The sequence below is a fragment of the Alphaproteobacteria bacterium genome (assembly GCA_037146715.1).
In the GTDB taxonomy this organism is placed as follows: domain Bacteria; phylum Pseudomonadota; class Alphaproteobacteria; order UBA7879; family UBA5542; genus JBAWWO01.
In genome coordinates, this window is record JBAWWO010000025.1 from 1 (window position 1) to 4660 (window position 4660).

At 40.6% G+C, this 4660-nt stretch carries 3 protein-coding genes; 1 reads left to right on the top strand and 2 read right to left on the bottom strand.

Features of this window, described 5'->3' with window-relative positions; translation table 11 throughout:
• A partial coding sequence (locus tag WCG05_05600; GenBank protein MEI8321453.1) for a LysR family transcriptional regulator occupies positions 1-743 on the bottom strand: 743 nt, incomplete at its 3' end.
• Positions 744-860: 117 nt separating this feature from the next.
• Between WCG05_05600 and WCG05_05605 the strand changes: the two genes are divergently transcribed.
• Positions 861-1727: an EamA family transporter gene (locus WCG05_05605; protein MEI8321454.1), complete on the top strand. Its 867-nt coding sequence runs from the start codon at positions 861-863 to the stop codon at positions 1725-1727.
• A 795-nt stretch (positions 1728-2522) separates the two neighbouring features.
• Here the strand turns inward: WCG05_05605 and WCG05_05610 are convergent.
• Positions 2523-4499, bottom strand: coding sequence for an HD domain-containing phosphohydrolase (locus WCG05_05610; GenBank protein MEI8321455.1), 1977 nt, complete (start codon positions 4497-4499; stop codon positions 2523-2525).
• Between the last annotated feature and the right edge of the window lie 161 nt (positions 4500-4660).

Sequence of the window (4660 nt, forward strand, 5' to 3'; positions counted from 1 at the left end):
ACAGTCCCATTCAGATCTTTACCATTTATAGAATTGTTTAAACTCATCCCAAGTCCAGCTTCTACCATATAATAAGTCGCCAGACTATCAGAAGTTGTAAAACGAATATTGGGCTTGATATTATTTCTCGCTAGTATTCTTGCGTTATCTGTATCCTGCCCAGGGAAAGTGTCTATGAATGGCTCTGTTTCATAGGCGTGAATCGGGAATTTTTCTGCCGCCGCCAGAGGATGTGTCTCTGGTACCCACGCAACCATAGGGTCTTCAAGTAAGGTAATCCACCTGAAATTACCCTCGCGCCTGCTGATAATGCATAAATCAGCTCTGCCTTCATCCATTGCGCTGCTCAGTGAACTGCTGTTGCCTTCAAGAATGTTCACTTCGATATTGGGATAGATTTCACGGAACAGTACTATCAGTTTGAATAGCCATCGATAATAAGCGTAATACGAAACCCCTATCGAAACTTTACCCGTAACGAGGCCGCAAATTTCAGCAGACATTTGATCAAATTGCTCTCCCAGGCGAACAAGTTCTCGAATTACAGGTAGCATTTTTTCGCAATTCATCGTGGGAGTCACTCCCATACGACTACGCGAAAGCAGAGGAAACCCCATTTCGCTTTCCATTGCCGCCATCATGCGGCTGATACCAGATGGCGTATACCCAAGCTTCTCGGCTGTTGCTGAAAAGCTTCCGGTTTCAATGGCACATAAAAGCACTTTGCATTTTTCTGTATCCATAGCTATATCCTTTCATTGACATTATGTCATATATGTAGTGATTTAATCTCTCTTTACTCAAAGATAAATCAGTTTTATATTTATGTCAAGAAAACCACTTCAAGAAAGGTGAACATAATGACTCGAAGGAATGCCGAATTGCTTCTCGCAGCTTTAATAATCGCAAGAAGCACATCGTATATACTCACGAAAACAGGTCTTGAAGCTATGGGACCCTTCACGCTTCTTGCGATTAGATTTCTCCTAGCATTTGCCTTGCTGGTAATGATATTTTGGAAAAGATTTATTCACTTGCAAATTCAGACTCTTCTGCGCGGTATGTTATTAGGCCTGGTCTTCTTTGCAGTGATGACCGCCGAGCTGTTTGGTCTTCAAACAACAAGTTCATCTATGACAGCTTTCCTTGAGAACACAGCCATTGTTTTCGTACCGATTTTTGAAGCTATACTACGTAAAAAACTACCTACAGCTTCCGTATATATCAGCTCCGCAGTTACATTGCTTGGCGTTGGCCTTTTGACCCTTCATGGAAACACTGTATCCCTGACCCAAGGCGAACTGTTATGTCTTTTAGCTGCCCTGTTATATGCTGCAGCAATTATATTGACGGATCGACTCGCCGTCAAAGATGATCCTTTTATCCTGGGTATGCTTCAGGTTGGTTTCCTGGGTCTATTCAGCCTCTTTGCGGCATTCCTCTTTGAGACACCCCGCCTCCCCTCAAGTGGACAGGAATGGGCGATCATCATTGCGCTGGCTATTGTCTGCACGGGGTTCGGATTCACACTTCAGCCTGTAGCCCAAAGGTATACCTCATCTGAACGAACAGGTATTTTTTGTGCGCTAAATCCATTAGTTGCAGCGGTTTTAGGATGGATAATTCTCAATGAACGATTAGGCTATCAGGGAATTATAGGTGCAACGCTGATTCTTCTAGGTCTAACAGCTTCATATCTTATAAAAAAGCCTGATCAAATCACTTGATGATAGGTTCCCCAGCACCTTTTGTGCACATTCGTTAACGTTTGTGAACGTTTTTGTGGTGGAGAATACCTCCAGTCGCTGCTCTCCCTACTCTGTCGCCTTTTCTACTCAGCTGAAGCTGAAGAAAATGCGCAGGGGGATAAAATCCTCCCATCCTTTTCATTGGAATGCATAGAAAAGCTCCCTTAGGGCGAGGCGCTAGGATGAAATTGTGAAGAACGTATTTTTCATACGTGATAAGCAATTTGCATCCGTAGCAACAAAGTCCTACGGGAGCTTTTCAAGCATTGGTGGAGAATACCTCCAGTCACTTCGTTCCCTACGCTGTCGCCTTTTCTACTCAGCTGAAGCTGAAGAAAATGCGCAGGGTGATAAAATCCCCCGATTCATCATGTCAATTAAAAACAATGGCAGTTATAAGTAGTACGATCTAATTATACATACGTTGAAATAGCTTGCTTTAAGAAGCATGTCAATGGTATGTAGTTATATCCATTATGGTCTATTATCATCGGCTCTGCAGTCAATTTTGCAGTCATTCTTATATGACACAATTAAGGTATCCCTACGCTTCTCAGATCCTTCATAACAATCTTGATATGAAAAACGTTAAATTTCATTCGCTAATTAAACTATAGTATAGTCGAGAATACATGCTCACGTGTTATTTTGAAAATAAGTATGACACCTTTCAGTGATTATCTTTACTATGCTAAAACATTACTCCTTAATACATTTAATAATTGATTTTGCTAATTGCCCTGCGCTATTACCGTATTGGAAAAGTTCAATATTTCACATAAGACTTCTGGGGTTTCTTTCATCAACCATATTAAGAAAGATCTCGACTACTTCAGGGTCAAAATGGCTGCCTGAAGCGGCTTTGATGTGTTCAATCACTTTCTCTTCCAGCCATGCTTCCCGATAGGGACGTTCAGATCGTAGGGCATCCCACACATCCACGATGGCAAATATTCGGGCAGCCAAAGGAATCGATTTCTCTTTCAATCCTTGCGGATACCCACTCCCATCCCATTTTTCATGATGGCTGAATGGGATATCCATTGCAGATTGAAGATAGGTAATAGACGAAAGCATGTCAACAGCAAACTGCGGGTGTTTCCGCATGATCACCCATTCTTCGTCGGTAAGTTTTCCGGGCTTTAGAAGGATGCTGTCTGGAATGCCCATTTTACCCATATCGTGTAAAAGTGCCCCACGCCGTACATTTACCAAGGCCGTCTTATCAATGCCAAATTTTTCCGCTAGGCGCACGGTCATTTCGGTCACACGCAAACTATGCCCTTCGGTTTCTTTATCCCGTAGGTCCATCCCACGCGACCAACCTTCGATAGTAGTATCGTAAGCCTGCACAAGATCAATATTTGCCATGAGTAATTCCGCTGTTTTTTGTTGAACGATTGCTTCAAGATTGTTTCTAAGATCAGCAAGTGCATCTTCATTAATTTTTTGATTAGTAATGTCTTTTGCAAATCCTAAAACGCGATACTCTGAGAGCTTTACTGCATCTACTGTCCACCATCGCGTCGAACCGTCTTTGTGTTTATATTGCATTGCCCCACTCGATGAACCCGTCTCCAATAATTTTTTAAAATGATTCATACCAGCTTCTTGATACTCTATAGGTATTATCTCGCCTATACTCATTCGAATAAGTTCATTTTTACTATAGCCAGTTATCTCGGAGGCAGAAATGTTGACCTCTAGGTAATGTCCCATTTCATCAGCTATAAAAACTCCGTCAGGCGCATTTTCTATATAACTGCTGTATTTTTTTTCACTCAATTCTAACTCTTTGTTCACTGATTCAAGTTGAGTCGTTCTTTCAATAACGCGAGATTCCAATTGCTTGTTAAACTCTTCTATCTCTTTCTTTTGATGAAGCAGTTCTTTGTTGGCAATGAGCAACTCGGTTGCGCGCTTTTCTTTTTCAGTATTTTGATAGACTAGTTCCTTATTAGCAATAATTAACTCGGCTGCCCGGTCTGCCTTCTCTCCAGTTTGAAACACAAGCTCTTCATCGGCAATCACTAGCTCCGCTGCTCGGTCTTCCTTTTCTCTAGTTAGAAATATGAGTTCTTTATTTGCCATGGCTAGCTCTGCTGCTCTTTTATTTTTTTCTTTACTTTGAAACTTCAGCTCTTTGTTGACAAAAACGAGATTCTCGGCACGCTTTGCTTTCTCATCGTTTTGAAAAACAAGTTCCTTATTTGCAATAAGTAATTCCGCTGTTTTTTGTTGAATGATTACTTCAAGATTGTTCTTAAAAGCAGTAAGTTCCTGCTCATGTTCTTTTCTGGCAGTTATATCAAAGACAATACCGGATATGAATTCAGGCTTTCCATTACAATCTCTTTGCGTTATTACCCCACGATCATAAAACCATTTCCAGCTCTTATCCTTTGCCTGAATTCTGTACTCAGTCTCGTAGGCATTAACTTTTCCCTGCATGTGCAAAAGCATTGCATTCATAGTGTTCTGGTAGTCATCAGGATGCAGTTTTTCAGTAAAAAACTGATATGTCAGTCTAGAAGGTACTTCTGCCATGGTATAACCCAATGTAGTAATTTTCAAATTATTACATTCAACAGAATTTGTTTTTATATTCCAGTACCAGTGACCCAAATTGCCAGACCAAGCGAAATCAAGATTTTGTGCCTGTTCTTTTTCTCTCAGAAACTTTGAGTTAAGCATTTCAAGCTCATCTAATTTCGCCATCAGCTGTTTAGTATTAAAATTAGTATAATCCATGTTATTATCTCCGATCAATTAGAGCAAGAGTATACTCATACATACATACTTTTTTCTACTTATTATCAAACTTTGGTATCTTCACGGTATACTAGTTGGGCTATAAAGTCAAATTTGAGACTTATCACGAGTTGTTGCTCATTAGTTTCCCGTTCACTTTT